This is a genomic window from Escherichia sp. E2586 (genome assembly GCF_005781105.1).
In the GTDB taxonomy this organism is placed as follows: Bacteria; Pseudomonadota; Gammaproteobacteria; order Enterobacterales; family Enterobacteriaceae; genus Escherichia.
Map to the genome: position 1 here is coordinate 252570 of NZ_VATN01000002.1, position 22019 is coordinate 274588.

A 22019-nucleotide genomic window follows, 5' to 3' on the forward strand; every position below is an offset into this window, starting at 1 on the left:
CGAAAGAGCGTTTTCGCACGGTTCCATGCAAAATTCATGACAAAAAAAAAGCCCACCACCTGGCGGTGACGGGCCTTTGTGCGAATTTAGCGCGTTATGCTGCGTAAATTACGCCTGCTGGTTCATCAGCTCATTGAAAGTGGTTTCTTTTTCAGTCACTTTCGCTTTCGCCAGTACAGCTTCTACAGCCTGTTCTTCCAGAGCAACATTGCGCATGTTGTCCATCAGTTCTTTGTTTTTGCTGTAGAACTCGATAACTTCTTTCGGATCTTCGTACGCAGAAGCCATCTCTTCGATCAGACCTTTCACACGCTCTTCGTCAGCTTTCAGCTCGTTGGTGCGGATAACTTCGCCCAGCAGCAGGCCAACAACTACGCGGCGTTTAGCCTGTTCTTCGAACAGTTCACGCGGCAGTTCCAGCGCTTGTTTCTCGTTGCCACCGAAACGCTGTGCAGCCTGACGACGCAGAACGTCGATTTCGCTGTCGATCAGCGCAGCCGGTACGTCGATGTCGTTAGCTTTTACCAGACCTTCGATCGCCTGAGACTTAACGCGGTTACGGATGGCGCTCTTCAGCTCGCGCTCCATGTTTTTACGCACTTCAGCGCGCAGACCTTCTACGGAACCATCCTCAACGCCGAAACGTTTGATGAATTCTGCAGTCAGTTCCGGCAGTTCACGCTCTTCAACTTTCTTCAGGTTGATAGCGAATTTCGCTGCTTTACCCTTCAGGTTTTCTGCGTGGTATTCTTCCGGGAAGGTCACGTCGATGGTGAACTCTTCGCCAGCTTTATGGCCTTTGATACCGTCTTCAAAGCCCGGGATCATGCGACCCTGGCCCATCGCCAGTACGAAATCAGACGCTTTACCGCCTTCGAACTCTTCGCCGTCAACTGAACCGGTGAAGTCGATGGTTACGCGGTCTTCTGCTTCAACAGCGCCGTCTTTTTCTTTCCAGGTAGCCTGCTGTTTACGCAGAGTATCCAGCATGCCGTCAACGTCAGCGTCGGTCACTTCCACGATCGGTTTTTCAACTTCGATCGCTTCCAGGCCCTGCAGTTCAACTTCCGGATACACTTCAAACTCTACAGAGTAGGTGAAGTCTTCACCCAGCTTGTATTCGCCCGGAACATAGGTCGGTGCGCCAGCCGGATTGATTTTTTCTTTAATGATGGCGTCAATGAAGTTACGGCTCATCAGGTCGCCCAGAACGTCCTGGCGTACAGACGCGCCATAACGCTGAGCAACGATATTCATTGGCACTTTGCCTTTACGGAAGCCGTCAATACGTACTTTTTTCGCAACGTTGACCAGCTCGCTTTTAACAGCGGTTTCGATGCTGTCAGCAGCGATAGTAATCGTTACACGGCGGCCAAGGCCTTGAGTGGTTTCAACTGAAACTTGCATCTTGTTACCTCAAAAAATCACAGTGCTCGGTCAACTCTTACCCCGCAAGCACAGGTTGTTGGCTTCGCGGTACCGGGATGTTCTTATAATCAATCACATTCCCTGTTACCAGAATCATCCCGAAAGCATTCAAATAGGACGCGGCATTATAGCGGCATCACTTTTATGAGTCGAGAACGGTTATTGCGCGCTACCGCGTATTTTTTCACAATTCCCGGGGAATTTTCGTCTGAATGCTGGGCAAAAAGCACAAAATCCAGACAAAACAAAACGGCCCGCAGGCCGTTTTTCATAAAATCTTTAGCAACATACTGGAAAAGCGCTGACGGTTGCAAATGCGTTTTTACGCGATGCTTCCTGCTCCACGACAGGGAGGAGAGGCAAAAATGGTATCCTGCAACCCTTCCCATTCCTTAATAGTGTAAGTATGCAGAGCCAGCGCATGAACGGTAGTAGAGAGTTCCTCCGCTAAAGTACTGTAAATCATTCGATGACGATTCAGAAAACGTTCACCCGTAAAACGATCGCTGACCAGCACAACTTTAAAATGGCTTTCAGAGCCGGCTGGGACATTGTGACGATAGCTTTCATCCACAACTTCGAGGAATACGGGTTGGAACGCCGTCCTTAATTTTTCTTCTATCCGCTCACGTATCATCATGAAATATCTCCTCCGACAACGCTGAGATGTCACCCATCCCTTTAAATACTAGCCGCTTTTACCGTTACCATTACAGCTTAGCAACAAATATTTAGCTTTCGTCCCAGTTTTTCAGTCAACCGTATGAAGTTTACTGATTTAAAGATTAATTCGCAGGCTGCGCACGAGTGATTCTTTTACTCACGGTGATTATTTCGTCAACACGATGAATTTACATGCCTTACCCACTTCCCCTCGTCGTTGGCAATGTTATGATGGCGAGAATTTTTTACCAAACACGCTTACCAGTCTCTGAGAGCCAGAACATGTTCAAAAAAATCCTCTTCCCATTAGTTGCTCTGTTTATGCTTGCAGGATGCGCAACACCACCAACGACGATTGACGTTTCCCCAACGATGACGCTGCCGCAGCAGGATCCAAGCCTGATGGGCGTCACCGTTAGCATTAATGGTGCCGATCAACGTACCGATCAGGCGCTGGCGAAAGTGACCCGCGATAATCAGATTGTCACCCTGACCGCCTCTCGCGATTTGCGTTTCCTGCTGCAAGAAGTGCTGGAAAAACAAATGACCGCGCGTGGTTACATGGTCGGCCCAAATGGTCCGGTTAATCTGCAAATCATCGTTAGCCAACTGTATGCTGACGTGTCCCAGGGTAACGTGCGTTACAATATCGCCACTAAAGCAGATATCGCCATCATCGCCACCGCGCAGAATGGCAACAAGATGACCAAAAACTATCGTGCCAGCTACAACGTTGAAGGCGCTTTTCAGGCTTCCAACAAAAATATCGCCGATGCGGTTAACAGTGTGCTGACCGACACCATTGCTGACATGTCTCAGGACACCAGCATTCACGAATTCATCAAGCAGAACGCGCGTTAATTTCTGCCCTCTGGCCCGGTGCAAGCCGGGCCTGTAGACGCCCATGTCCAGTCAATATTTACGTATTTTCCAACAGCCGCGTTCAGCCATTTTGCTGATCCTGGGTTTTGCTTCTGGGCTACCGCTAGCCCTGACATCCGGCACGTTACAGGCGTGGATGACCGTTGAGAATATCGATCTTAAAACCATCGGTTTCTTCTCTCTGGTAGGCCAGGCTTATGTATTTAAATTTCTCTGGTCCCCGCTGATGGACCGCTACACCCCACCGTTCCTCGGACGTCGGCGCGGTTGGCTGCTCGCGACACAAACTCTATTGTTGCTGTCCATTGCGGCGATGGGTTTTCTCGAACCTGGCACCCAATTACGCTGGATGGCAGCTCTGGCGGTGGTGATCGCTTTTTGCTCCGCCTCCCAGGATATCGTCTTTGATGCCTGGAAAACGGATGTGCTGCCAGCGGAAGAACGCGGCGCAGGTGCGGCAATCAGCGTGCTGGGGTATCGCCTGGGGATGCTGGTATCCGGCGGCCTGGCTTTATGGCTAGCGGATAAATGGCTGGGCTGGCAAGGCATGTACTGGTTGATGGCAGCGCTGTTGATCCCCTGTATTATCGCGACACTGCTTGCACCAGAACCCACCGACACCATTCCTGTACCCAAAACGCTGGAACGGGCCGTTGTAGCACCATTGCGTGATTTCTTTGGCCGCAATAACGCATGGCTGATTCTGCTTTTAATCGTACTGTACAAACTGGGCGATGCTTTCGCCATGAGCCTGACAACCACGTTTTTGATTCGCGGCGTCGGATTTGATGCCGGCGAAGTGGGTGTAGTTAACAAAACGCTCGGTCTACTGGCGACCATCATCGGCGCATTGTTCGGCGGAATTTTGATGCAGCGCCTGTCATTGTTCCGTGCGCTCATGATTTTCGGCCTTTTACAAGGTGCGTCCAACGCCGGTTACTGGCTACTTTCCGTGACTGATAAGCATCTCTACAGCATGGGCGCGGCTGTCTTTTTCGAAAATCTGTGTGGCGGGATGGGAACATCAGCATTTGTGGCGCTATTAATGACCCTGTGTAATAAGTCATTTTCCGCTACCCAGTTCGCCCTGCTCTCGGCGCTTTCTGCTGTAGGACGGGTTTATGTAGGGCCAGTAGCAGGTTGGTTTGTTGAAGCTCACGGCTGGCCGACGTTCTATCTGTTCTCTGTTGCCGCCGCCATACCTGGACTTATTTTGCTGCTGGTTTGCCGTCGCACGCTGGAGTACACATGGGTCAATAACGACTTTATCCCTCGTACCGGGTATCCGGCAGGTTATGCCTTTGCCATGTCGACGCTGGCAACGGGCATCAGTCTGTTAGCCGTGTGGTTACTGCTATTGACGATGGACGCGCTGGATTTGACCCACTTCTCTTTCCTGCCTGCTCTGCTGGAAGTCGGCGTTTTAGTCGCCCTGGGCGGAGTCGTGCTTGGTGGTTTGCTGGATTATCTGGCACTACGAAAAACACATCTGACGTAATCTGTGAATATTATTTAGCTGTAGTAATCACCCGGCGTAATTATTACGGCTAAATAAACATCAGCATCGCTTAATAATATTTGTTCTTTTGTGCGGCTTAGATTTCTAAAATTATTGACGGCATTTATAGATTCTATTTTTCTTACACGATTCAGCTAATGACACTTTATTTCCCCTCACCTGAGTTGTCACTTCAATGATAATTGTTTGTTAAATAATTGTTTTATTTTGAGATTGGTTATACCAATTGCCCTGCTACCCCCCTTCCGCGCGCCCCTTTCGTTATAACGCCCTTTTGCAACAGCTTCTTAAAACCAACTTGATATGTTTTGCAACATATGTGACCTGGCAGCCAAATCCAAGTAACAGGAATTTAATCATGTTTACAGTAATGTAACCTTCCCGTAAAATGCCCACACACTTTAAACGCCACCAGATCCCGTGGAATTGAGGTCGTTAAATGAGACTCAGGAAATACAATAAAAGTTTGGGATGGTTGTCATTATTTGCAGGCACTGTATTGCTCAGTGGTTGTAATTCTGCGCTGTTAGATCCCAAAGGACAGATTGGTCTGGAGCAACGTTCACTGATACTGACGGCATTTGGCCTGATGTTGATTGTCGTTATTCCCGCAATCTTGATGGCTGTTGGTTTCGCCTGGAAGTACCGTGCGAGCAATAAAGATGCTAAGTACAGCCCGAACTGGTCACACTCCAATAAAGTGGAAGCTGTGGTCTGGACGGTACCTATCTTAATCATCATCTTCCTTGCGGTACTGACCTGGAAAACTACTCACGCTCTTGAGCCTAGCAAGCCGCTGGCACATGACGAGAAGCCCATTACCATCGAAGTGGTTTCCATGGACTGGAAATGGTTCTTCATCTACCCGGAACAGGGAATTGCTACCGTGAATGAAATCGCTTTCCCGGCGAACACTCCGGTGTACTTCAAAGTGACCTCCAACTCCGTGATGAACTCCTTCTTCATTCCGCGTCTGGGTAGCCAGATTTATGCCATGGCCGGTATGCAGACTCGCCTGCATCTGATCGCCAACGAACCCGGTACTTATGACGGTATCTCCGCCAGCTACAGCGGTCCGGGCTTCTCAGGCATGAAGTTCAAAGCTATCGCAACGCCGGATCGCGCCGAATTCGACCAGTGGGTCGCAAAAGCGAAACAGTCGCCGAACAGCATGTCTGACATGGCAGCGTTCGAAAAACTGGCCGCGCCTAGCGAATACAACCAGGTGGAATATTTCTCCAACGTGAAACCAGACTTGTTTGCCGATGTGATTAATAAGTTTATGGCTCACGGTAAGAGCATGGACATGACCCAGCCAGAAGGTGAGCACAGCGCACACGAAGGTATGGAAGGCATGGACATGAGCCACGCGGAATCCGCCCATTAAAGGGGTTGAGGAAGAATAAAGATGTTCGGAAAATTATCACTTGATGCAGTCCCGTACCATGAACCTATCGTCATGGTTACGATCGCTGGCATTATTTTGGGAGGTCTGGCGCTCGTTGGCCTGATCACTTACTTCGGTAAGTGGACCTACCTGTGGAAAGAGTGGCTGACCTCCGTCGACCATAAACGCCTCGGTATCATGTATATCATCGTGGCGATTGTGATGTTGCTGCGTGGTTTTGCTGACGCCATTATGATGCGTAGCCAACAGGCCCTTGCCTCGGCGGGTGAAGCGGGCTTCCTGCCACCTCACCACTACGATCAGATCTTCACCGCGCACGGCGTGATTATGATCTTCTTCGTGGCGATGCCTTTCGTTATCGGTCTGATGAACCTGGTGGTTCCGCTGCAGATCGGCGCGCGTGACGTTGCGTTCCCGTTCCTCAACAACTTAAGCTTCTGGTTTACCGTTGTTGGTGTGATTCTGGTTAACGTTTCTCTCGGCGTGGGCGAATTTGCGCAGACCGGCTGGCTGGCCTATCCACCACTATCGGGAATAGAGTACAGTCCGGGAGTCGGTGTCGATTACTGGATATGGAGTCTCCAGCTATCCGGTATAGGTACGACGCTAACCGGTATCAACTTCTTCGTTACCATTCTGAAGATGCGTGCACCGGGCATGACCATGTTTAAGATGCCGGTATTTACCTGGGCATCACTGTGCGCAAACATTCTGATTATTGCTTCCTTCCCAATTCTGACGGTTACCGTCGCGTTGTTGACCCTGGATCGCTATCTGGGCACCCATTTCTTTACCAACGATATGGGTGGCAACATGATGATGTACATCAACCTGATTTGGGCCTGGGGCCATCCGGAAGTTTACATCCTGATCCTGCCTGTTTTCGGTGTGTTCTCCGAAATTGCGGCAACCTTCTCGCGTAAACGCCTGTTTGGTTATACCTCGCTGGTATGGGCAACCGTCTGTATCACCGTGCTGTCGTTCATCGTCTGGCTGCACCACTTCTTTACGATGGGTGCGGGCGCGAACGTAAACGCCTTCTTTGGTATCACCACCATGATTATCGCCATCCCGACCGGGGTGAAGATCTTCAACTGGCTGTTCACCATGTATCAGGGCCGTATCGTGTTCCATTCTGCGATGCTGTGGACCATCGGCTTTATCGTCACCTTCTCGGTGGGCGGTATGACGGGTGTGCTGCTGGCAGTACCGGGCGCGGACTTCGTTCTGCATAACAGCCTGTTCCTGATTGCGCACTTCCATAACGTTATCATCGGCGGCGTGGTCTTCGGCTGCTTCGCAGGGATGACCTACTGGTGGCCTAAAGCGTTCGGTTTCAAACTGAACGAAACCTGGGGTAAACGCGCGTTCTGGTTCTGGATCATCGGCTTCTTCGTTGCCTTTATGCCGCTGTATGCGCTGGGCTTCATGGGTATGACTCGTCGTTTGAGCCAGCAGATTGACCCGCAGTTCCACACCATGCTGATGATTGCAGCCAGCGGTGCAGTACTGATTGCGCTGGGTATTCTCTGCCTCGTGATTCAGATGTACGTTTCTATTCGTGACCGCGACCAGAACCGTGACCTGACTGGCGACCCGTGGGGTGGCCGTACGCTGGAGTGGGCAACCTCTTCCCCGCCTCCGTTCTATAACTTTGCCATTGTGCCGCACGTTCACGAGCGTGATGCATTCTGGGAAATGAAAGAGAAAGGCGAAGCGTACAAAAAGCCTGACCACTATGAAGAAATTCATATGCCGAAAAACAGCGGCGCCGGTATCGTCATTGCGGCTTTCTCCACCATCTTCGGTTTCGCCATGATCTGGCATATCTGGTGGCTGGCGATTGTTGGCTTCGCAGGCATGATCATCACCTGGATCGTGAAAAGCTTCGACGAGGACGTGGATTACTACGTGCCGGTGGCAGAAATCGAAAAACTGGAAAACCAGCATTTCGATGAGATTACTAAGGCAGGGCTGAAAAATGGCAACTGATACTTTGACGCACGCGACTGCCCACGCGCACGAACACGGGCACCACGATGCAGGCGGAACCAAAATCTTCGGATTTTGGATCTACCTGATGAGCGACTGCATTCTGTTCTCTATTTTGTTTGCTACCTATGCCGTTCTGGTGAACGGCACCGCAGGCGGCCCGACAGGTAAGGACATTTTCGAACTGCCGTTCGTTCTGGTTGAAACTTTCTTGCTGTTGTTCAGCTCCATCACCTACGGCATGGCGGCTATCGCCATGTACAAAAACAACAAAAGCCAGGTTATCTCCTGGCTGGCGTTGACCTGGTTGTTTGGTGCCGGATTTATCGGGATGGAACTCTATGAATTCCATCACCTGATTGTTAACGGCATGGGCCCGGATCGCAGCGGCTTCCTGTCAGCGTTCTTTGCGCTGGTTGGTACCCACGGTCTGCACGTCACTTCCGGCCTTATCTGGATGGCGGTGCTGATGGTGCAAATCGCCCGTCGCGGCCTGACCAGCACTAACCGTACCCGCATCATGTGCCTGAGTTTGTTCTGGCACTTCCTGGATGTGGTTTGGATCTGTGTGTTCACTGTTGTTTATCTGATGGGGGCGATGTAATGAGTCATTCTAACGAACATAGCGGCGCATCCCATGGCAGCGTAAAAACCTACATGACAGGCTTTATCCTGTCGGTAATCCTGACGGTGATTCCGTTCTGGATGGTAATGACAGGAGCTGCCTCTCCGGCCGTAATTCTGGGAACAATCCTGGCAATGGCAGTGGTACAGGTTCTGGTGCATCTGGTGTGCTTCCTGCACATGAATACCAAATCAGATGAAGGCTGGAACATGACGGCGTTTGTCTTCACCGTGCTAATCATCGCTATCCTGGTTGTAGGCTCCATCTGGATTATGTGGAACCTCAACTACAACATGATGATGCACTAAGAGCGGCGGTTATGATGTTTAAGCAATACCTGCAAGTAACGAAACCAGGCATCATCTTTGGCAACCTGATCTCGGTGATTGGGGGATTCCTGTTGGCCTCAAAGGGCAGCATTGATTATCCCCTGTTTATCTACACGCTGGTTGGGGTGTCACTGGTTGTGGCGTCGGGTTGTGTGTTTAACAACTACATCGACAGGGATATCGACAGAAAGATGGAAAGGACGAAGAATCGGGTGCTGGTTAAAGGCCTGATCTCTCCTGCTGTCTCGCTGGTGTACGCCACCTTGCTGGGTATTGCTGGCTTTATGCTGCTGTGGTTTGGCGCGAATCCGCTGGCCTGCTGGCTGGGGGTGATGGGCTTCGTGGTTTATGTCGGCGTTTATAGCCTGTACATGAAACGCCACTCAGTCTACGGCACGTTGATTGGTTCGCTCTCCGGCGCTGCGCCGCCGGTGATTGGCTACTGTGCGGTAACCGGCGAGTTCGATAGCGGCGCAGCGATCCTGCTGGCTATCTTCAGCCTATGGCAGATGCCTCACTCCTATGCCATCGCCATTTTCCGCTTTAAGGATTATCAGGCGGCGAACATTCCGGTACTGCCGGTGGTAAAAGGCATTTCGGTAGCGAAGAACCACATTACGCTGTATATCATCGCCTTTGCCGTTGCCACGCTGATGCTCTCTCTTGGCGGTTACGCTGGGTATAAATATCTGGTGGTCGCCGCAGCGGTTAGCGTCTGGTGGTTAGGCATGGCCCTACGCGGTTATAAAGTCGCTGATGACAGAATCTGGGCGCGTAAGCTGTTCGGCTTCTCTATCATCGCCATCACCGCCCTCTCGGTAATGATGTCCGTTGATTTTATGGTGCCGGACTCGCATACGCTGCTGGCTGCTGTTTGGTAAATCTTATCGTCATCAAAAAACCCGCTTACTCTGGCGGGTTTTTTATTGCCCCCACTTTTAGCAGATCCACTTCTTTACCCTTTATCGTTGCCGTTGCGGCAATAATGCGAGTCTTCACCTGTGAACACATTTTCGACTCAAAATCGGATCTATAAAGAAGGAGCAATGAATTGCTGCTAAACGAACCGATTATGTAATCAGTAAAGTTAATATTCAGCCGGTTTAAGCCGAAAGGCTTGAAACCAACCGTTTGGATAATTTCCTTACCAGACGGACTCTTAATGTTGTACGTAACACGAAGATTGGCCACTTCGCCTAATTTATTGGTTTCGGCAAAGAGGCTGTCCATACAGGAAAAGCTCTCATCTAAAAAATTATCCCGCATTCCAGAATGGGTAATCGTGATCACTGGTAACGTATCGTCAACCGTTTTTCTGTCAATCATGTCTTTTCGACAAGTAGCCAGAAAGTCTTCCGGGCCACCATAAATATGGACACCTTTATCAAGATATTCCTTCGCTTTCTTACAATCTACCTCAACATACTGACCATTGGCGTACATCATGCCCAATCTGGACCATGCTAAATTTATACCGTGTTGCGCGGCCTGATTAAATAACGCATACGCTTTGGCATAATCCACCCGCACCTGCTCACCGTCGTAGTAGATATCCCCCAGCGCTAACGGAGCTTCTCTGTCACCTTGTTTAGCGGCTAACTCGAACCATTTAATGGCTTCCTGAACGTTGGGTTTCGTATCGTAGCGGGGCTGATGATATTCCCAGCCTAACAGGCTTTGCGCGTCGACATCCCCCGACTCAGCCATTTTATGTAGTGTACTTATAACATCGGGGGCAGGCTTTTTACTGTATATGCTGTCATACAATTCATGCGCTTTCTCGCTTGCCACCACGCCTGGTGGAACTATCAGCATTAAAGAAAATAATATTCTTTTAGGCAACATAAAATATCCATTATTTATCTTGCACCTGAATATGCTCTTCTTTTAACAAGTCGCGTTGTTTCCCATTCAGTATCGTCGTCGCAGATTTAACAGAATAAGTTAAATCATGAAAATCGCATAAATTACGATTATAAACTGGGATATCTATATAGGTCTGTCTTATATGAGTGGAGTTATTATACATATCCACGCCAAGTGTATTTAGACTAAAAGGCGGTACGACAACGGTATATTCTTCACTGATACCTTCACTTCCCTTTAGCTCAAGCGTCAACTGCAAATTAGTTATACCACTGATTTTATCAGCATTAATTTTAATACTGACATCGCATATTTTTGGTTTTTCATTTGCGTTAAAACCATAGGTCCCGTAATGTTTTAACGTGAGATAAGGTAAAATATCACCCTGTGTTTCTCGGATTTTCTGATCTTGATTACAACGGTTTAAATATTCATCCTTACTGAATTTCAATGAATATTTCCCCGCACCTTTTTCGTAATAATCCCAGGCCTTATCACAATCAAGCCATTCACCTAATCCGTTGTAATACATCCAACTTAACCACAATGCGGCTTTTTTTGCCCCTTGCTGTTCAGCCTTGTTAAAAAGCACGCTCGCTTTAGAATAATCAACTTCGCCGGTCAACCCAGAATAGTATATATTCCCCAGGGCTACTAATGCTTTTTCGTCATTCTTATTTGCAGCTAATTCGTACCATTTTTTGGCTTCGACAGCATCAATCTTTAAACCAGCACTGCCATTTTCGTAGGCATCGCCCATGGTATACTGCGCCATCGGATAACCTTTTTCTGCCGCAGTGCGAAACCATTGCAGTGCTTTCTTTTTGGTGTCTAAAGAACGTCTATCATCAGAAGGTGAAAAATCATCGAGATAAAGATTTCCGACAATATAATCCATTTTTGGGTCGTCTTCCTGCGCCCATAGAGTCGCCAGACGCAAAATTTCTGGTTTACTGAAACCAATTCGCCCCCAAAGAAGCAAATCATTCTCGGGTGCCTGACCGACATAACGACTGACAAATTCAATTAAACTCGCCCGTTTCGTTTTGTCTGTCTCGGCCCCGGATTTCAATTCATAGGCCTGATTGATTATTTTATTCATCAAATCAGGAGGAATATTAAGATCGTCAGTTTTCGACTTACTGGCATACATCTGTGCTCGTGTCACGTCCAGGGTTACGCCTTTACCATATTGAAAGAAATAACGTGCATTATAGCAACCGTATTCTCCCCCCTGGTTACAGGCTTTCTCATACCACTGAATCGCCTTTGGGATGTCAACAGATACTGTCACTCCGTGTTCATAAATAAATCCCAGTAGCACTAGCGCCTGCGTGTTATTGGAGTCAGCTAATTTTTGCAGTTCTTTTAACGCCATCCGATCTTTATTGACAATACGTTCATACAGTTGATTAATATCCGTTGAAGCATGACAAAAAGAAGCCAGAGACAAACCAAATGATAATAAAATAACTTTACCAGACCACATATATAACCCCTTATTATACCTAACCACCAAACATCCATTTCATGAATAAATACACTGCCATAACGGCCCAGGTAATAAGCAAGCATTTAAGCTGAAACAGCATAATCAGTGCCTCCTACACCTCTATTTATTGAGTTAAAATAACATCATCCTTTGATAAAAAGTTACATGCCACTCAATAAAGCCAAAAATAATGTCATTGCCTGGAGGATAAAATCATGTGAGCTTTTCATTTGTTATATTTAACGCACAAAGTATTAATGGCAAGAATACGAAAGAAGCTCATACCTGACGTAAAAACCACTCTCTTATGTAATATTTACTCATTAACACTCTGTTTACCCAACATGCGCTCCGCACTACACTATGTGGGCAATTTTTTAAGAGGTGGTAATGAACGATTATAAAATGACGCCAGGTGAGCGGCGCGCGACCTGGGGTTTAGGGACCGTATTTTCATTGCGCATGCTGGGCATGTTTATGGTACTGCCGGTTCTGACTACGTACGGTATGGCACTGCAAGGGGCCAGCGAAGCGTTAATCGGTATTGCCATTGGTATTTATGGTTTGACCCAGGCCGTTTTTCAGATTCCGTTTGGCCTGCTTTCCGACCGCATTGGTCGCAAACCATTAATTGTCGGCGGACTGGCAGTGTTTGCTGCCGGCAGCGTTATTGCTGCGCTCTCTGACTCCATCTGGGGAATCATTCTGGGTCGTGCGTTACAAGGCTCCGGCGCCATAGCCGCAGCCGTTATGGCGTTGCTTTCCGATCTCACTCGCGAACAAAACCGCACCAAAGCGATGGCGTTTATTGGCGTGAGCTTCGGCATTACCTTCGCCATTGCGATGGTGCTTGGCCCGATCATTACTCACAAACTTGGGCTGCACGCGCTGTTCTGGATGATCGCTATTCTGGCAACGATCGGCATTGCGTTGACCATTTGGGTTGTACCTAACAGCAGCACGCACGTACTCAACCGTGAATCCGGGATGGTGAAAGGCAGTTTCAGCAAAGTGCTGGCAGAACCGCGGCTGCTGAAACTCAACCTTGGCATTATGTGTCTGCACATGCTGCTGATGTCGACGTTTGTTGCCCTGCCAGGGCAACTGGCTGATGCGGGTTTCCCGGCGGCTGAACACTGGAAGGTCTATCTGGCAACGATGTTAATCGCCTTTGGCTCTGTCGTGCCTTTCATTATCTACGCTGAAGTTAAGCGCAAAATGAAGCAAGTCTTTGTCTTCTGCGTCGGGTTGATCGTGGTTGCGGAAATTGTGTTGTGGAACGCACAAACGCAGTTCTGGCAACTGGTGGTCGGCGTGCAGCTTTTCTTTGTGGCGTTTAATTTGATGGAAGCCCTTCTGCCTTCGCTTATCAGTAAAGAGTCGCCAGCTGGTTACAAAGGTACGGCGATGGGTGTTTACTCCACCAGCCAGTTTCTTGGCGTGGCGATTGGCGGTGCGCTGGGCGGCTGGATTGACGGCATGTTTGACGGTCAGGGCGTATTTCTCGCTGGCGCAATGCTGGCAGCAGTGTGGCTGGCAGTCGCCAGTACCATGAAAGAACCGCCGTATGTTAGCAGTTTGCGCATTGAAATCCCGGCGGACATTGCCGCAAACGAGGCGTTAAAAGTGCGTTTACTGGAAACCGCAGGCGTCAAAGAAGTGTTGATTGCAGAAGAAGAACATTCAGCTTATGTGAAAATCGACAGCAAAGTGACGAATCGCTTTGAGGTTGAACAGGCAATTCGTCAGGCATAAAAAACGAGGCGAATTGCCTGCTGCGCTACGCTTATCAGGCCTACAAAGCTTCTGAGTTACAAACCTTTGTAGGCCGAATCAGGCGTTCATGCCGCATCTGACATGAACAAAGCGCATGTTGTCGCGATTAATCGCGGAAGTTTTTGAACTGGAACGGCTGACGGAGATCGCCACCGCGTACCATCGCCATGACAGCCTGCAAATCATCACGAGATTTACCCGTTACGCGGATCTCATCGCCCTGAATTTGCGCCTGCACTTTCAGTTTGCTGTCTTTGATCATCTTGACGATTTTCTTCTGGGTCGCGCTCTCAATACCCTGTTTCAGTTTCGCTTCCACAAACCAGGTTTTACCGCTATGAACGATATTTTCCGGTACATCCAGCGAACTGCCTTCAATGCCGCGCTTCAGCAGCTTGGCACGCAGAATATCCAGCAACTGATTGACCTGGAAATCGGACTCGCTCAACACTTTGATGGTTTTGCTGGCGTCGTTCAGCTCAAATGAGGCTTCAACGTTACGGAAGTCAAAACGGGACTCCACTTCGCGGCTCGCGTTATCGACCGCGTTACGCGCTTCCTGAAGATCAACTTCAGAAACAATATCGAAAGATGGCATCTTTTCCTCTCCCTTCATTTTTGATGCGAAGCATAATACCTGCAAAGTTAAATAACCAACAGTCCTGCACCAGGACGTATCCCTTAATTGTGCATAGTCGCAACAGCATGCACAATTAAGGGATAGCCTTATTGAACACCCGGAGTGGTTGCGGGTGAGGAGGAACAATGAAAATTACCGTATTGGGATGCGGTGCCTTAGGGCAATTATGGCTTACAGCACTTTGCAAACAGGGTCACGAAGTTCAGGGCTGGCTGCGCGTACCGCAACCTTATTGTAGCGTGAATCTGGTTGAGACTGACGGTTCGATATTTAACGAGTCTCTGACCGCTAACGATCCCGATTTTCTAGCCACCAGCGACCTGTTACTGGTGACGCTGAAAGCCTGGCAGGTTTCCGATGCCGTCAAAAGCCTCGCGTCCACACTGCCTGTAACCACGCCAATACTGTTAATTCACAACGGCATGGGTACCATCGAAGAGTTGCAAAGCATTGAGCAGCCGTTACTGATGGGCACTACCACCCATGCGGCGCGCCGCGACGGAAATGTCATTATTCATGTGGCAAACGGTATCACGCATATTGGTCCGGCACGGCAACAGGACGGCGATTACAGTTATCTGGCGGATATTTTACAAACCGTATTACCTGACGTTGCCTGGCATAACAATATTCGCGCCGAGCTGTGGCGCAAGCTGGCAGTCAACTGTGTGATTAATCCACTAACCGCCATCTGGAATTGCCCGAACGGTGAATTACGTCATCATCCGCAAGAAATTATGCAGATATGCGAAGAAGTCGCGGCAGTGATTGAACGCGAAGGGCATCATACTTCAGCAGAAGATTTGCGTGATTACGTGATGCAGGTGATTGATGCCACAGCGGAAAATATCTCGTCGATGTTGCAGGATATCCACGCGCTGCGCCACACTGAAATCGACTATATCAATGGTTTTCTCTTACGTCGCGCCCGCGCGCATGGGATTGCCGTACCGGAAAACACCCGCCTGTTTGAAATGGTAAAAAGAAAGGAGAGTGAATATGAGCGCATCGGCACTGGTTTGCCTCGCCCCTGGTAGTGAAGAGACTGAAGCCGTCACCACTATCGATCTGCTGGTTCGCGGCGGTATCAAAGTCACCACTGCCAGCGTCGCCAGCGATGGTAACCTGGCGATTACCTGCTCGCGCGGCGTTAAGCTGCTGGCGGATGCGCCGCTGGTCGAAGTTGCCGATGGCGAATATGACGTGATCGTGCTGCCTGGTGGCATTAAAGGCGCGGAATGTTTTCGCGATAGCACCCTGCTGGTTGAAACCGTTAAACAGTTCCACCGTTCCGGGCGTATCGTCGCGGCTATTTGCGCCGCGCCAGCCACCGTGCTGGTGCCGCACGATATCTTCCCGATTGGCAATATGACCGGCTTCCCGACGCTGAAAGATAAAATTCCCGCCGAACAATGGCAGGACAAGCGCGTCGTCTGGGATGCACGAGTAAAATTGCTGACCAGCCAGGGGCCGGGTACAGCTATCGACTTTGGTCTGAAAATTATCGACCTGCTGGTTGGGCGCGAGAAAGCCCATGAAGTGGCATCACAACTGGTGATGGCGGCAGGAATTTATAATTATTACGAGTAGTGTCGGATGCGGCAAACGTCGCATCTGACCAGATGCGACGTAAAAACCACAAATTACGGGCGATATACCTTCACATTCTTAAAGCCCTGCTCGCGCAGATAGAGCGCCTGCAGGCGGCTCATCACCCCGCGCTCACACCACAGCAGCCAGGTTTTGTTCTGGTCGAGATCGCCAAATTTGGTGCTCAGTTTATAGAACGGCAGAGAAACTACGTCGATGCCTTCAACTTTCAGCGGCTTATCTTCCTGTTCATCGACAGAACGGATATCGAGGATCACGTCGTTCGGGCCGAAGCCATTGACGGTTTCCACTTCCACCACTTCCTGCTCGGTCTGCTGGGCGATTTCGCGGATATCAACGTTATTCGCTTCCTCAACCACTTTATCGAGAATGCTGAAGTCGAACTTATCTTCTTCCGCTTCAATCTTCGATTTAACCGCTTTCACCGTCGGGCTTTTGGAGATCACACCGCAATATTCCGGCATAGTGCGGGCAAAGTCTTCGGTGCCAATCTGGCGAGCCAGGTTGATGATGTGCTCTTTGTCGTAAGAGATCAGCGGACGCAGGATCAGCGTATCGGAGACGTTATCAATCAGGCGCAGGTTGGTCAGCGTCTGGCTGGACACCTGACCCAGTGCTTCGCCGGTGACCAGCGCCTGTACGCCGTAACGTTCAGCCACTTTAGACGCGGCACGCACCATCATACGTTTGAGGATAACGCCCATCTGACCGTCGTCGATTTTCTCGAGAATTTCCCCGACGACCGGTTCGAAATTAATGGCGACAAAACGCACGCGGTGGGAGCTGCCAAAGCGGTTCCACAGATAATGCGCCACCTGGCGAACGCCGATTTCATGCGCCGCGCCGCCGAGGTTAAAGAAGCAGTAATGCACACGGCAGCCGCGACGCATCAACATATAGCTGGATACACCGGAGTCGAAACCGCCGGAAATGAGCGACAGTACATCTTCCTGGGTGCCGATCGGGAAACCACCAATACCTTCGTAGCGGCCTTTGATCAGCAGCAGACGATCGTCTTCCACTTCCAGATGGACAGTCACTTCCGGATTGGTCAGCTTCACGCGCGCGGATTCAATATGCTGATTTAAACCGCCGCCGACGTAACGTTCCACATCAATCGAACTAAAATCATGCTTACCGCGGCGCTTCACGCGCACGCAGAAGGTTTTGCCTTCCAACTGATCGCGATACTGAACCAACGCTTTCTCGAAAATATCGTGCATGTCGGTAAACGGCACGTCTTCAACTTCGAGAATATGGTGGATACCCGGAATACGGGTCAGGGCGTCGCGAATAGCCAGACGCTGGTTTTCATCTTTTGCGCGAACTTCGATGTTATCCCAGTGGCGGACGACAGCGAGCGTCTCATCATAGTGCTTTAAAACGTTACGAATGTTCCCGGTAAGGATTTTTATAAAGCGCAAGCGCACAGATTGGCTTTTGATGGTGATTTCCGGGAACAATTTAATGATAAACTTCATGGCGGCAATGGTTCGTTGGCAAGTCTTAAGCGACTTGTATAGGGAAAAATACAGCAGCCCACACCTGCGGCTGCATCCAGGCGCGGAAGTATACCACTAACATCGCTTTGCTGCGCACATCACCTTACCATTGCGCGTTATTTGCTATTTGCCCTGAGTCCGTTACCATGACGGGGCGAAAAATATTGAGAGTCAGACATTCATTATGCCGAAGAAAAATGAGGCGCCCGCCAGCTTTGAAAAGGCGCTGAGCGAGCTGGAACAGATTGTAACCCGCCTGGAAAGTGGCGACCTGCCGCTGGAAGAGGCGCTGAACGAGTTCGAACGCGGCGTGCAGCTGGCACGTCAGGGGCAGGCCAAATTACAACAAGCCGAACAACGCGTACAAATTCTGCTGTCTGACAATGAAGACGCCTCTCTAACCCCTTTTACACCGGACAATGAGTAATGGACTTTCCGCAGCAACTCGAAGCCTGCGTTAAGCAGGCCAACCAGGCGCTGAGCCGTTTTATCGCCCCACTGCCCTTTCAGAACACTCCCGTGGTAGAAACCATGCAGTATGGCGCATTATTAGGTGGTAAGCGCCTGCGACCTTTCCTGGTTTATGCCACCGGTCAAATGCTCGGCGTAAGTCTGAATACTCTGGACGCACCCGCCGCCGCCGTAGAGTGTATCCACGCTTACTCATTAATTCATGATGATTTACCGGCAATGGATGATGACGATCTGCGTCGCGGCTTGCCGACCTGTCATGTGAAGTTTGGCGAAGCGAACGCGATTCTCGCTGGCGACGCTTTACAAACGCTGGCGTTCTCGATTTTAAGCGATGCCGATATGCCGGAAGTGTCGGACCGCGACAGGATTTCGATGATTTCTGAACTGGCGAGCGCCAGCGGTATTGCCGGAATGTGCGGTGGTCAGGCATTAGATTTAGACGCGGAAGGCAAACACGTACCTCTGGACGCACTCGAGCGTATTCATCGTCATAAAACCGGCGCATTGATTCGCGCCGCCGTTCGCCTTGGTGCATTAAGCGCCGGAGATAAAGGACGTCATGCTCTGCCAGTACTCGACAAGTACGCAGAGAGCATCGGCCTTGCCTTCCAGGTTCAGGATGACATCCTGGATGTGGTGGGAGATACTGCAACGTTGGGAAAACGCCAGGGTGCCGACCAGCAACTTGGTAAAAGTACCTACCCTGCACTTCTGGGTCTTGAGCAAGCCCGGAAGAAAGCCCGGGATCTGATCGACGATGCCCGTCAGTCGCTGAAACAACTGGCTGAACAGTCACTCGATACCTCGGCACTGGAAGCGCTAGCGGACTACATCATCCAGCGTAATAAATAAACAATAAGTATTAATAGGCCCCTGATGAGTTTTGATATTGCCAAATACCCGACCCTGGCACTGGTCGACTCCACCCAGGAGTTACGACTGTTGCCAAAAGAGAGTTTACCGAAACTCTGCGACGAACTGCGCCGCTATTTACTCGACAGCGTGAGCCGTTCCAGCGGGCACTTCGCCTCCGGGCTGGGCACGGTCGAACTGACCGTGGCGCTGCACTATGTCTACAACACCCCGTTTGACCAATTGATTTGGGATGTGGGGCATCAGGCTTATCCGCATAAAATTTTGACCGGACGCCGCGACAAAATCGGCACCATCCGTCAGAAAGGCGGCCTGCACCCGTTCCCGTGGCGCGGCGAAAGCGAATATGACGTTTTAAGCGTCGGGCATTCATCAACCTCCATCAGTGCCGGAATTGGTATTGCGGTTGCTGCCGAGAAAGAAGGCAAAAATCGCCGCACCGTCTGTGTCATTGGCGATGGCGCGATTACCGCTGGCATGGCGTTTGAAGCGATGAATCACGCGGGCGATATCCGTCCTGATATGCTGGTGGTCCTCAACGACAATGAAATGTCGATTTCCGAAAATGTTGGCGCGCTCAACAACCATCTGGCGCAGCTGCTTTCCGGTAAGCTTTACTCTTCGCTGCGCGAAGGCGGGAAAAAAGTTTTCTCTGGCGTGCCGCCAATTAAAGAGCTACTCAAACGTACCGAAGAACATATTAAAGGCATGGTAGTGCCTGGCACATTGTTTGAAGAGCTGGGCTTTAACTACATCGGCCCGGTTGACGGTCACGATGTGCTGGGGCTTATCACCACACTTAAGAACATGCGCGACCTGAAAGGCCCGCAGTTCCTGCATATCATGACCAAAAAAGGTCGTGGTTATGAACCGGCAGAGAAAGACCCAATCACTTTCCACGCCGTGCCTAAATTTGATCCCTCCAGCGGTTGTTTGCCGAAAAGTAGCGGCGGCCTGCCAAGCTATTCAAAAATCTTTGGCGACTGGCTGTGCGAAACCGCAGCGAAAGACAACAAGCTGATGGCGATTACTCCGGCGATGCGTGAAGGTTCCGGCATGGTCGAGTTTTCACGTAAATTCCCGGATCGCTACTTCGACGTGGCGATTGCCGAGCAACACGCAGTGACCTTTGCTGCGGGTCTGGCGATTGGAGGATACAAACCCATTGTCGCGATCTACTCCACCTTCCTGCAACGCGCCTATGATCAGGTGCTGCATGACGTGGCAATTCAAAAGCTTCCGGTCCTGTTCGCCATCGACCGTGCGGGCATTGTTGGTGCTGACGGTCAAACCCATCAGGGTGCTTTTGATCTCTCTTACCTGCGCTGCATACCGGAAATGGTCATTATGACCCCGAGCGATGAAAACGAATGTCGCCAGATGCTCTATACCGGCTATCACTATAACGATGGCCCGTCAGCGGTGCGCTACCCGCGCGGCAACGCGGTCGGCGTGGAGCTGACGCCACTGGAAAAACTGCCAATTGGCAAAGGCATTGTGAAGCGTCGTGGCGAGAAACTGGCGATCCTTAACTTTGGTACGCTGATGCCAGAAGCGGCGAAAGTCGCCGAATCGCTGAACGCTACGCTGGTCGATATGCGTTTTGTGAAGCCGCTTGATGAAGCGTTAATTCTGGAAATGGCCGCCAGCCATGAGGCGCTGGTTACCGTTGAAGAAAACGCCATTATGGGTGGTGCAGGCAGCGGCGTGAACGAAGTGCTAATGGCCCATCGTAAACCAGTACCCGTGCTGAACATTGGCCTGCCGGATTTCTTTATTCCGCAAGGAACTCAGGAAGAAATGCGCGCCGAACTCGGCCTCGATGCCGCCGGTATGGAAGCCAAAATCAAGGTCTGGCTGGCATAATCCCTACTCCACTCCTGCTATGCTTAAGAAATTATTCATGGCAGGAGTGGCAGCATGCAATACAACCCCTTAGGAAAAACCGACCTTCGCGTTTCCCGACTTTGCCTCGGCTGTATGACCTTTGGCGAGCCAGATCGCGGTAATCACGCATGGACACTGCCGGAAGAGAGCAGCCGTCCCATCATTAAACGCGCGCTGGAAGGCGGCATAAATTTCGTTGATACCGCCAATAGCTATTCCGATGGAAGCAGCGAAGAGATCGTCGGTCGCGCACTGCGGGATTTCGCCCGTCGTGAAGACGTGGTCGTTGCCACCAAAGTGTTCCATCGCGTTGGTGATTTACCGGAAGGATTATCCCGTGCGCAAATTTTGCGCTCTATCGACGACAGCCTGCGCCGTCTCGGCATGGATTATGTCGATATCCTGCAAATTCATCGCTGGGATTACAACACGCCGATCGAAGAGACGCTGGAAGCCCTGAACGACGTGGTAAAAGCCGGGAAAGCGCGTTATATCGGCGCGTCATCAATGCACGCCTCGCAGTTTGCTCAGGCGCTGGAACTGCAAAAACAGCACGGCTGGGCGCAGTTTGTCAGTATGCAGGATCACTACAATCTGATTTATCGCGAAGAAGAGCGTGAGATGCTGCCGCTGTGTTATCAGGAGGGCGTGGCGGTGATTCCGTGGAGCCCGCTGGCACGGGGACGTCTGACTCGTCCGTGGGGAGAAACCACTGCACGGCTGGTGTCTGATGAGGTGGGGAAAAATCTCTATAAAGAAAGCGATGAAAATGACGCACAGATCGCAGAGCGGTTAACGGGCGTCAGTGAAGAACTTGGTGCGACACGAGCACAAGTTGCGTTGGCCTGGTTGTTGAGTAAGCCGGGCATTGCCGCGCCGATTATCGGAACTTCGCGGGAAGAACAGCTGGATGAACTACTGAACGCGGTGGATATCACGTTGAAACCGGAACAGATTGCCGAACTGGAGACACCCTATAAACAGCATCCGATAGTGGGATTTAAATAGGTATGCAGGCCTGATAAGACGCAACAAGCGTCACATCAGGCTCT

General features: G+C 50.4%; 20 protein-coding genes. 14 read left to right on the forward strand and 6 right to left on the reverse strand.

What is annotated here, in order from left to right:
• Positions 1 to 108: 108 nt before the first annotated feature.
• Both tig and bolA read right to left on the reverse strand, forming a co-directional pair.
• Positions 109 to 1407: a trigger factor gene (tig, locus tag FEK50_RS02425; RefSeq protein WP_001198386.1), complete on the reverse strand. Its 1299-nt coding sequence runs from the start codon at positions 1405 to 1407 to the stop codon at positions 109 to 111.
• A gap of 343 nt (positions 1408 to 1750) precedes the next feature.
• A complete protein-coding gene (gene bolA / locus FEK50_RS02430) occupies positions 1751 to 2068 on the reverse strand; it encodes a transcriptional regulator BolA (protein WP_000973459.1) in 318 nt (105 codons plus the stop codon).
• 305 nt (positions 2069 to 2373) lie between these two features.
• On the opposite strand from bolA, the gene FEK50_RS02435 reads away from it, so the two are divergent.
• From FEK50_RS02435 to cyoE, 7 genes are all read left to right on the forward strand, one after another.
• Complete coding sequence (locus FEK50_RS02435) at positions 2374 to 2952, forward strand: lipoprotein (protein WP_130206262.1); 579 nt, start codon at positions 2374 to 2376, stop codon at positions 2950 to 2952.
• Between the two features lie 43 nt (positions 2953 to 2995).
• Entirely contained in the window at positions 2996 to 4471 is a 1476-nt protein-coding gene (gene ampG, locus FEK50_RS02440) for a muropeptide MFS transporter AmpG (protein WP_131160980.1), read from the forward strand.
• A 460-nt stretch (positions 4472 to 4931) separates the two neighbouring features.
• Positions 4932 to 5879: a cytochrome o ubiquinol oxidase subunit II gene (gene cyoA / locus FEK50_RS02445; RefSeq protein WP_001239440.1), complete on the forward strand. Its 948-nt coding sequence runs from the start codon at positions 4932 to 4934 to the stop codon at positions 5877 to 5879.
• Positions 5880 to 5900: 21 nt separating this feature from the next.
• Complete coding sequence (gene cyoB, locus FEK50_RS02450) at positions 5901 to 7892, forward strand: cytochrome o ubiquinol oxidase subunit I (RefSeq protein ID WP_130215449.1); 1992 nt, start codon at positions 5901 to 5903, stop codon at positions 7890 to 7892.
• Positions 7882 to 8496 (forward strand): cytochrome o ubiquinol oxidase subunit III, encoded by a 615-nt coding sequence (locus FEK50_RS02455; RefSeq protein ID WP_032328763.1) that lies wholly within the window; start codon positions 7882 to 7884, stop codon positions 8494 to 8496. Before cyoB ends, FEK50_RS02455 begins: the two co-directional genes overlap by 11 nt.
• On the forward strand, positions 8496 to 8825 hold the full coding sequence (locus FEK50_RS02460; RefSeq protein ID WP_130206254.1) for a cytochrome o ubiquinol oxidase subunit IV: 330 nt from the start codon (positions 8496 to 8498) through the stop codon (positions 8823 to 8825). The genes FEK50_RS02455 and FEK50_RS02460 overlap by 1 nt, the downstream gene beginning before the upstream one ends.
• A gap of 11 nt (positions 8826 to 8836) precedes the next feature.
• A complete protein-coding gene (gene cyoE, locus FEK50_RS02465; RefSeq protein ID WP_000971336.1) occupies positions 8837 to 9727 on the forward strand; it encodes a heme o synthase in 891 nt (296 codons plus the stop codon).
• A gap of 25 nt (positions 9728 to 9752) precedes the next feature.
• Here the strand turns inward: cyoE and FEK50_RS02470 are convergent, their stop codons facing one another.
• Together FEK50_RS02470 and FEK50_RS02475 are read right to left on the reverse strand one after the other, a co-directional pair.
• Positions 9753 to 10691, reverse strand: coding sequence for a tetratricopeptide repeat protein (locus FEK50_RS02470; RefSeq protein WP_131160979.1), 939 nt, complete (start codon positions 10689 to 10691; stop codon positions 9753 to 9755).
• A 10-nt stretch (positions 10692 to 10701) separates the two neighbouring features.
• Positions 10702 to 12201: an SEL1-like repeat protein gene (locus tag FEK50_RS02475; protein ID WP_131160978.1), complete on the reverse strand. Its 1500-nt coding sequence runs from the start codon at positions 12199 to 12201 to the stop codon at positions 10702 to 10704.
• Positions 12202 to 12594: 393 nt separating this feature from the next.
• On the opposite strand from FEK50_RS02475, the gene FEK50_RS02480 reads away from it, so the two are divergent.
• Positions 12595 to 13959, forward strand: a complete 1365-nt coding sequence (locus tag FEK50_RS02480; RefSeq protein ID WP_130206246.1) for an MFS transporter — start codon at positions 12595 to 12597, stop codon at positions 13957 to 13959.
• Positions 13960 to 14086: 127 nt separating this feature from the next.
• Here the strand turns inward: FEK50_RS02480 and yajQ are convergent, their stop codons facing one another.
• Complete coding sequence (gene yajQ / locus FEK50_RS02485; RefSeq protein WP_131160977.1) at positions 14087 to 14578, reverse strand: nucleotide binding protein YajQ; 492 nt, start codon at positions 14576 to 14578, stop codon at positions 14087 to 14089.
• A 167-nt stretch (positions 14579 to 14745) separates the two neighbouring features.
• Between yajQ and panE the strand changes: the two genes are divergently transcribed.
• Complete coding sequence (gene panE, locus FEK50_RS02490; protein ID WP_130206244.1) at positions 14746 to 15657, forward strand: 2-dehydropantoate 2-reductase; 912 nt, start codon at positions 14746 to 14748, stop codon at positions 15655 to 15657.
• Positions 15620 to 16210, forward strand: coding sequence for a protein deglycase YajL (gene yajL / locus FEK50_RS02495; RefSeq protein WP_001276309.1), 591 nt, complete (start codon positions 15620 to 15622; stop codon positions 16208 to 16210). Before panE ends, yajL begins: the two co-directional genes overlap by 38 nt.
• Positions 16211 to 16263: 53 nt before the next feature.
• Here the strand turns inward: yajL and thiI are convergent, their stop codons facing one another.
• Positions 16264 to 17712 carry a tRNA uracil 4-sulfurtransferase ThiI gene (gene thiI / locus FEK50_RS02500; protein ID WP_131160976.1) on the reverse strand — a complete coding sequence of 483 codons (1449 nt, stop codon included), beginning with the start codon at positions 17710 to 17712 and terminating at the stop codon, positions 16264 to 16266.
• Positions 17713 to 17917: 205 nt separating this feature from the next.
• Here thiI and xseB point away from each other — a divergent pair, with 205 nt between their 5' ends.
• From xseB to yajO, 4 genes are read left to right on the forward strand one after another with little or no spacing between them, the layout of a single operon-like run.
• Positions 17918 to 18160, forward strand: coding sequence for an exodeoxyribonuclease VII small subunit (gene xseB, locus FEK50_RS02505; RefSeq protein ID WP_001124935.1), 243 nt, complete (start codon positions 17918 to 17920; stop codon positions 18158 to 18160).
• Positions 18160 to 19059 carry a (2E,6E)-farnesyl diphosphate synthase gene (ispA, locus tag FEK50_RS02510; RefSeq protein ID WP_131160975.1) on the forward strand — a complete coding sequence of 300 codons (900 nt, stop codon included), beginning with the start codon at positions 18160 to 18162 and terminating at the stop codon, positions 19057 to 19059. The genes xseB and ispA overlap by 1 nt, the downstream gene beginning before the upstream one ends.
• A gap of 24 nt (positions 19060 to 19083) precedes the next feature.
• Entirely contained in the window at positions 19084 to 20946 is a 1863-nt protein-coding gene (gene dxs / locus FEK50_RS02515) for a 1-deoxy-D-xylulose-5-phosphate synthase (protein WP_123178148.1), read from the forward strand.
• Positions 20947 to 21000: 54 nt separating this feature from the next.
• Complete coding sequence (yajO, locus tag FEK50_RS02520) at positions 21001 to 21975, forward strand: 1-deoxyxylulose-5-phosphate synthase YajO (protein WP_131160974.1); 975 nt, start codon at positions 21001 to 21003, stop codon at positions 21973 to 21975.
• Positions 21976 to 22019: the final 44 nt, after the last annotated feature.

What these genes read in the sequence shown, in the direction of transcription:
- tig (WP_001198386.1), bottom strand. Translation starts at nt 1,407, where the DNA reads ATGCAAGTTTCAGTTGAAACCACTCAAGGCCTTGGCCGCCGTGTAACG.
- bolA (WP_000973459.1), bottom strand. Translation starts at nt 2,068, where the DNA reads ATGATGATACGTGAGCGGATAGAAGAAAAATTAAGGACGGCGTTCCAA.
- FEK50_RS02435 (WP_130206262.1), top strand. Translation starts at nt 2,374, where the DNA reads ATGTTCAAAAAAATCCTCTTCCCATTAGTTGCTCTGTTTATGCTTGCA.
- ampG (WP_131160980.1), top strand. Translation starts at nt 2,996, where the DNA reads ATGTCCAGTCAATATTTACGTATTTTCCAACAGCCGCGTTCAGCCATT.
- cyoA (WP_001239440.1), top strand. Translation starts at nt 4,932, where the DNA reads ATGAGACTCAGGAAATACAATAAAAGTTTGGGATGGTTGTCATTATTT.
- cyoB (WP_130215449.1), top strand. Translation starts at nt 5,901, where the DNA reads ATGTTCGGAAAATTATCACTTGATGCAGTCCCGTACCATGAACCTATC.
- FEK50_RS02455 (WP_032328763.1), top strand. Translation starts at nt 7,882, where the DNA reads ATGGCAACTGATACTTTGACGCACGCGACTGCCCACGCGCACGAACAC.
- FEK50_RS02460 (WP_130206254.1), top strand. Translation starts at nt 8,496, where the DNA reads ATGAGTCATTCTAACGAACATAGCGGCGCATCCCATGGCAGCGTAAAA.
- cyoE (WP_000971336.1), top strand. Translation starts at nt 8,837, where the DNA reads ATGATGTTTAAGCAATACCTGCAAGTAACGAAACCAGGCATCATCTTT.
- FEK50_RS02470 (WP_131160979.1), bottom strand. Translation starts at nt 10,691, where the DNA reads ATGTTGCCTAAAAGAATATTATTTTCTTTAATGCTGATAGTTCCACCA.
- FEK50_RS02475 (WP_131160978.1), bottom strand. Translation starts at nt 12,201, where the DNA reads ATGTGGTCTGGTAAAGTTATTTTATTATCATTTGGTTTGTCTCTGGCT.
- FEK50_RS02480 (WP_130206246.1), top strand. Translation starts at nt 12,595, where the DNA reads ATGAACGATTATAAAATGACGCCAGGTGAGCGGCGCGCGACCTGGGGT.
- yajQ (WP_131160977.1), bottom strand. Translation starts at nt 14,578, where the DNA reads ATGCCATCTTTCGATATTGTTTCTGAAGTTGATCTTCAGGAAGCGCGT.
- panE (WP_130206244.1), top strand. Translation starts at nt 14,746, where the DNA reads ATGAAAATTACCGTATTGGGATGCGGTGCCTTAGGGCAATTATGGCTT.
- yajL (WP_001276309.1), top strand. Translation starts at nt 15,620, where the DNA reads ATGAGCGCATCGGCACTGGTTTGCCTCGCCCCTGGTAGTGAAGAGACT.
- thiI (WP_131160976.1), bottom strand. Translation starts at nt 17,712, where the DNA reads ATGAAGTTTATCATTAAATTGTTCCCGGAAATCACCATCAAAAGCCAA.
- xseB (WP_001124935.1), top strand. Translation starts at nt 17,918, where the DNA reads ATGCCGAAGAAAAATGAGGCGCCCGCCAGCTTTGAAAAGGCGCTGAGC.
- ispA (WP_131160975.1), top strand. Translation starts at nt 18,160, where the DNA reads ATGGACTTTCCGCAGCAACTCGAAGCCTGCGTTAAGCAGGCCAACCAG.
- dxs (WP_123178148.1), top strand. Translation starts at nt 19,084, where the DNA reads ATGAGTTTTGATATTGCCAAATACCCGACCCTGGCACTGGTCGACTCC.
- yajO (WP_131160974.1), top strand. Translation starts at nt 21,001, where the DNA reads ATGCAATACAACCCCTTAGGAAAAACCGACCTTCGCGTTTCCCGACTT.